This is a genomic window from Psychrobacter sp. T6-1 (genome assembly GCF_052258445.1).
The window spans coordinates 1-6,087 of record NZ_JBQQFC010000138.1 but is presented as its reverse complement, the minus strand read 5'-3'; the positions used below and the strand labels follow the sequence as shown (position 1 = coordinate 6,087).

5 protein-coding genes and 1 pseudogene are annotated in these 6,087 nt (G+C 46.3%); 5 read left to right on the top strand and 1 reads right to left on the bottom strand.

Annotation, left to right across the window (positions count from 1 at the left end; all coding sequences use genetic code 11):
* The 3 genes and pseudogenes from ACTXGO_RS08510 to ACTXGO_RS08500 all read left to right on the top strand — a co-directional run.
* Positions 1 to 271 (top strand): annotated as a pseudogene (locus ACTXGO_RS08510) (diaminopimelate decarboxylase); the annotation flags it as partial.
* Between the two features lie 209 nt (positions 272 to 480).
* On the top strand, positions 481 to 1,368 hold the full coding sequence (gene dapF, locus ACTXGO_RS08505) for a diaminopimelate epimerase (protein WP_435950131.1): 888 nt from the start codon (positions 481 to 483) through the stop codon (positions 1,366 to 1,368).
* Between the two features lie 54 nt (positions 1,369 to 1,422).
* Complete coding sequence (locus tag ACTXGO_RS08500; protein ID WP_435950132.1) at positions 1,423 to 2,418, top strand: tyrosine recombinase XerC; 996 nt, start codon at positions 1,423 to 1,425, stop codon at positions 2,416 to 2,418.
* A 42-nt stretch (positions 2,419 to 2,460) separates the two neighbouring features.
* Here the strand turns inward: ACTXGO_RS08500 and ACTXGO_RS08495 are convergent, their stop codons facing one another.
* Positions 2,461 to 3,360: a carbon-nitrogen hydrolase family protein gene (locus tag ACTXGO_RS08495; protein ID WP_443541130.1), complete on the bottom strand. Its 900-nt coding sequence runs from the start codon at positions 3,358 to 3,360 to the stop codon at positions 2,461 to 2,463.
* A 250-nt stretch (positions 3,361 to 3,610) separates the two neighbouring features.
* Here ACTXGO_RS08495 and ACTXGO_RS08490 point away from each other — a divergent pair, with 250 nt between their 5' ends.
* Both ACTXGO_RS08490 and hpf read left to right on the top strand, forming a co-directional pair.
* Positions 3,611 to 5,257 (top strand): RNA polymerase factor sigma-54, encoded by a 1,647-nt coding sequence (locus ACTXGO_RS08490; RefSeq protein WP_443541129.1) that lies wholly within the window; start codon positions 3,611 to 3,613, stop codon positions 5,255 to 5,257.
* A gap of 445 nt (positions 5,258 to 5,702) precedes the next feature.
* Entirely contained in the window at positions 5,703 to 6,083 is a 381-nt protein-coding gene (gene hpf, locus ACTXGO_RS08485) for a ribosome hibernation-promoting factor, HPF/YfiA family (protein WP_317199535.1), read from the top strand.
* Positions 6,084 to 6,087: the final 4 nt, after the last annotated feature.

The following is a 6,087-nucleotide window of genomic DNA, read 5'->3' as shown; positions in this document are numbered from 1 at the left end:
TGATGCTGGCAATGAGGCTATGACTTGGGATGTTGTCGGCGCTATCTGCGAGACGGGCGACTTTTTGGCAAAGGATCGCGTGCTGACACTAGCCGTAGGTGATATTTTAGCGATCACAGGCGCAGGCGCTTACGGTTTTACTATGAGTAGTAACTATAATTCGCGAGGGCGAGCAAGCGAGGTTATGATAGCTGGCACTCAGCATCAACTGATCCGTAAGCGCGAAACGCTTGAGGACTTATACCGTGATGAGATGCTTTGGCAGGATTAAACAAGTAGCAGGATAAGTCATAAACAATTATTAAAACTAGCATTTGCATAAATAAGTCAAAAACAGACCCATTGTCATGATGACAGTGGGTTTTTTATGGTCAGTCTTTTATTACTTTAAGTCGTTATTAGCACATGCTGGTAGTTATCATTGTATCAGGTAGCGTGCTAATATAACCGACATATAATAATAGAGTGGGGCACAAGGATATGTTAATAGAGTTTACAAAGATGCATGGGCTGGGCAATGATTTTATGGTCATCGATTTGGTGACGCAGCGCTTGGATTTGACCAAAGAATTAGTAGAATTATTAGGCGATAGGCATCTGGGTGTGGGCTTTGATCAACTCTTAGTCGTTGAACCGCCGATGCGCCCTGATGTGGATTTTAGCTATCGCATTTTTAATACCGATGGCACAGAGGTTGAGCAGTGCGGTAATGGCGCGCGCTGTTTTGCCCGTTTTGTGCAAGCGCGCAAATTATCCTTTAAGCAGCGCCTGCGTGTTGAGACAGCAAGCGGTATTATTGCTTTGACGACCGATCGTTACGGCTGGGTCGAGGTCGATATGGGTAAGCCCAAATTTGAGCCTGACGAGATTCCCTTTACGCCCAAAGCGACAACCAAGATTCAAAATGCTTATCATCTAAATGTCGAAGGTACGCCCGTGCAGCTTTATGTGGCGAGCATGGGTAATCCACATGCGGTAATAAAGGTAGATGACGTGCTCGAGGCCGATGTCGAGACTTTGGGCAAAGCGTTAGAGTCGCACCCTGCCTTTCCCGAGCGGGTCAATGTCGGCTTTATGCAGGTGATGAACCAGCGCCACATCCGTTTGCGTGTCTACGAGCGCGGCGTAGGCGAGACGCAAGCGTGCGGCACGGGTGCCTGCGCGGCGGTGGCTATTGGTATCCGTGAGGGCTGGCTTGATGAAGGCGAAGATGTGCGCGCGCAGTTATATGGCGGCAGTATGATTATCAAATGGCAACCGGGCTATTCTGTGATGATGACCGGTCCGACCGCTTTTGTTTATGAAGGGGTGTTTAGTCCAGATGGTCTCATGGCACAAGCAGGCATTACGCCTAATCCTGATAGCTAATGTTTAATAGCTGATTTTTGATAGCTCAGGCTTGATAAATAAGGGGTAATAAAAATGTCTACTGCCAACAGTCAGCCTTGGATAACGACAGACTTGGCCAATACGCTAGAGTTAGATACTGAGTTAAATAATTTATTAATACCCGTCAATCGCTGGTTAAGCACGCTCAAGGTACGCAATCACTCAGAGCACACTTTGAGTGCTTACTTTTCTGGGGTTAATCAGTTGGCGCTGTTTTTGCGCGGTAAGCGCTCGACGTGGACGCGCTGCGATAAGCGTCAGTTGGCTCAGCACATCTCCCAGCGCCTAGATGAAGACAAGCTTGCCCTTGCCAGCGTTCAGCAGGAGCTGTCAGCGATTCGGCATTTTTATGGCTGGCTCATTGAGGAGGGCCTTGCTCGGATCAATCCAACGACAGGCTATCAGCTCAAACGCAGTCCGCGCCCGCTACCCTCTATTGCTGATATCGATATGCTCACCCAGCTACTGGATCAACCTGCTCCTGATACGCCAGAACAAGCGCGTTTGTGGCTGCGGGATAAGGCGATGTTTGAGCTACTCTATAGCAGTGGTCTGCGCGTCGGTGAGCTGGTTGCCCTTGATATAACGGATATCGATCTGTCTGATTTGCGCGTGCGCGTGACGGGTAAAGGTAATAAGACCCGCCTTGTGCCGATAGGGGCTAAAGCAAGCGATGCCATTAGGCGCTACTTACCGCATCGCAATCTGTGGGTAGAGCAAGTCGATAGCGCTTTATTTATCAGTGAAAAGCTGGGCACTAGGCTCTCAACTCGAGCGGTACAGCAGCGTCTCAAGGTTGCCGCTCTGCGCGCAGGTATCGCCCAAAACATGTATCCGCATCTGCTACGCCACTGTTTTGCCTCGCATATGCTCTCAGGTAGCGGTGATCTGCGGGCGGTGCAAGAGATGCTGGGACACAGTGATATTAGTACCACGCAGATTTATACTCATGTTGATTTTGCCAAACTGACCCAAGTCTATGATCGCGCCCATCCACGTGCAAGCCATCCACAAAACGAAATAGAGTAAGGCTTGTAAAAGTGCTTTTTAATACTCAGCGTTATAGCAATATCAGGCCAAACGGTGACATTGAAAGATAGGCATTTTTTGCCTTGCATCTTCTTGCGCAGGTTTGTTTAAGGCAGCAAATACAAGTGTATAGTCTTTTTTGTTAGTATTGTCGTGATCAGAGCTATCAAACGCGCTGTGATCGTAGCTGTTTATCACTTTGCCGTTGTAGTCTGTGATAGCGCTATGCCCCCATGTCTGACGACTATTGCCGTTTTTGCCAAAGTGCTCACCGCCTTGCGCCGCGCCTATGACCATACATTGGCTATCAAGTGCGCGCGCTTGCAATAGTAGTGACCAGTGCGCCTGTCCTGTCATATAAGTAAAAGCAGAAGGCGCGCTTAATATGTCCGCGCCCGCTTGACGCAAACGCTGCGCGAGTGCAGGGAAACGTAAGTCAAAACAGACCATCATACCCAACTGATAGACGCTATTATTGATCTCAATCGGCGCAACCACCGTCTGCGTCCCCGGCTCAAAGGTCGCCGCTTCGTTATAGCTGCCTTGCTTATCAGCAACGGTAGCGGTAAACAGATGAATCTTGTCATAGCGTGCGATTTGAGTGCCATCTGGTGCAAACAGTTGACTGACTTGACGCAGACGTCCATCAGGGACGATCACGCCATCAGGGCGAGAAAAACACGGCTGCGTACCTGCTAACAGATAAATATGATGCGCGCGAGCATAACTTGCTAGCGTTGTCGATATCTCGTCAAAGCGCTCGGCGGTGGCATGTTGCGCGCCCATACTACAGCAGTTCTCTGGTAGTACGACAAGGCTTGCACCTTGTTCGCTTGCCTCACTAATAGCAGATTTTATAGCGGTAAGGTTGGCGTCTACGTCCTGTTGACTATTTAGCTGTACGGCGGCGACGGTAACGGATTCTTGGTTAGCATGATTCATAATAAGCTCAGTAGTTGTTAAGATTTATCAAATCGTTGTTTTTATCAATAATATTTAAATTTTAGAGTCACTTATAAGCTATAGATAAATAAGCGTTTTTAGATAAGGGAATAAATTATCATAGCAAAATTATCATAAAAAATGCTATCGTCATAAACGCATAATGCCAATGCATAATGCTAATGCCGCATTAGCCACATTTATCCCAACCATCAATAGCCTAATTATACTGGAGTGTAATAACCCTTTCATGAGTATGTCGTTCGGACTTGCAACCAGTCTTGGTACCTCACAAAAGCTGACGCCGCAGATGCAGCAGGCGATCAAACTGCTTCAGCTCTCAAGTCTTGAGCTGGCGCAAGAGGTGCAAATCAAGCTCGATAGTAATCCTTTGCTTGAACGTATTGAAGATGAAGAAGAGGAGTTTGAGCGCTTAGATGATATAGACGACGAGTTGAGCGAAGCTTTGTCGCTTGAAACTTGGAATCAGACATCAGACAAGGACACCTCAAAAGACGCCGATGCTTTTAGTGATGACAATGATAGCTTTGACGATAGCTTTGACGATAACTATGACAGCTCTGATGACAGTTTCGATAGCGACAGCTATGACACGGGTAACTATGCGTCGGCAGCGCCTAGCGGTACAGGCTCAAGCGCAATAGATTTCGATGAGATGGAGCGTTATCAAGGCAGCACGCAGGCGACTATTCAAGACTATGTGCGCTGGCAGCTTAACTTCAAACGTCTATCGAGTACTGATGCACTAATTGCACAGTATTTGATTGATTCTATGGACGATATGGGTTTTGTGCGCTTAGATATCGATGAGCTAGCCCAAAGCTTTGCAACTATGGCCAGCTTCTATCAGTGGGAGGAGCGCGTTGAATACGATGAGATACAAGCGGTTCTACGCATTATTCAATCTTGTGATCCCTTAGGCGTTGGGGCGTGTAGTCTAAGTGAGTGCCTAGCCATACAGTTGTCCAAATTAGAGGCCAGCACCCAGTATCTACAAGATGCGCAGGCACTACTGAGCGCCAGTGAGCATCTGGTCAGTAACAATATCAAAGCCTTGACTGAGATGACGGGACTGCCAGCCGCGCGTATCACCCCAGCGCTTGAATTATTGCGTACCTTGAACCCTTCACCAGGCTTGTCCTTTCAAAGTGATCAGCCAGATTATACCCGCGCTCCTGATAGCTATGATATTCCTGATGTTTTGGTGACGCCAATACGGCAAAAAGACCACTCGTCAAATCAAACATTACCCGACCAAGAGGTATCAAGTCATCAACAATCGCTATCCGATGAAGGCTGGCACGTTCGCCTCAATCCTGAAACCTTGCCCAAACTGCGCGTCAATCAAGAGTACGCAAGCTTAGTTAAGCGCGGTGATGACAGTCCTGATAATCAGTATTTGAAAGAAAATCTAACCGACGCTAGGTTATTTATTCGCAGTATCGAGGAGCGCAATCAGAACCTCTTAAAAGTGGCGACCAGTATTGTGCGCCGCCAGCAAGGGTTTTTGCGTCAAGGAGCAACTGCTATGCAGCCGCTCATCTTAAAGGACATCGCAGAAGAAGTTGAACTGCACGAATCTACGGTTTCGCGTTTGACCACTAGCAAGAGTATTTTAACGCCGCAGGGGCTGTTTTCACTCAAGCACTTTTTCTCATCGCACGTGAGTAGTAGCGAAGGTGATGTGTCCTCAACCGCTATCAGTGCGATGATCAAGCAGCTCATCACGGATGAAGACGCCAAAAAACCCTTGTCCGATAGCCGTATACAAACGCAGCTAGCAGAGCAGGGTATCGAGATCGCTAGACGAACTGTCGCCAAGTACCGAGAAGCTATGAATATTGGCTCTTCAACCCAGCGTAAACAAAAATATTAGGGTACTAATAACTGATTCTAAATACACAGATTAGACCGTGCTACTGGTACAAGTTTTCTTTGCGTGCTGCTCTTTTGAGACGACGCAAAATTTATCCTAATAGCAGAGTATTTATTTTATAGTGCAGCGACTGTAGCTGTTTATAGCAAAATTAGAATATAAAAATAAAATTTTTTGATTATATAGAAATATTAGTGCAATGACTCATATTATTACATTTGCTTACAGTTTGTTGTCTTGCTACTTAGGTGCTTTCATGACAAATTAGAGAAGCATCAATAAGGTATTGAACTCAGTAAGATGGTGGATGAAAAAGGACAAGCCATTTTAAGATAATCAGTTATCAATCGATTCGGTTTTATTCATTATTGGTGAGATAAAGCAGATAAGTATAGGAATGTACTGTCTGCTCATAAATAAGAAAGATAACCATAAGGACAACAATATGAATGTATCTATCAGTGGTCACCATATCAGTGTAACCGAAGCTATGGACACCTCAGTACGCGAAAAGCTCGCCAAAATTGAGCGTCATTTTGATCAAATACAAAGTGTGAAAGTGATCTTGTCACTAGACAATAGCGGCGCTAGTGATGGCGGTAAAAAAAGCCACAAAGCAGAAGCTATTTTGCGTGTTTCAGGTCAAGAGATGTTTGTCCAAGCTTTAGAGGATGATATGTATAAAGCCATCAATGAGATGGCAGACAAGCTTGATAGGCAAGTCCGTAAGTATAAAACCCGTCAAGAGCGCAAAAAGACGCAGGGCGCTGGACGTGAAGGACGATTTGATGAGATCGGAGACGATGAAGCCTCTCCAATGAGCTAAAAAC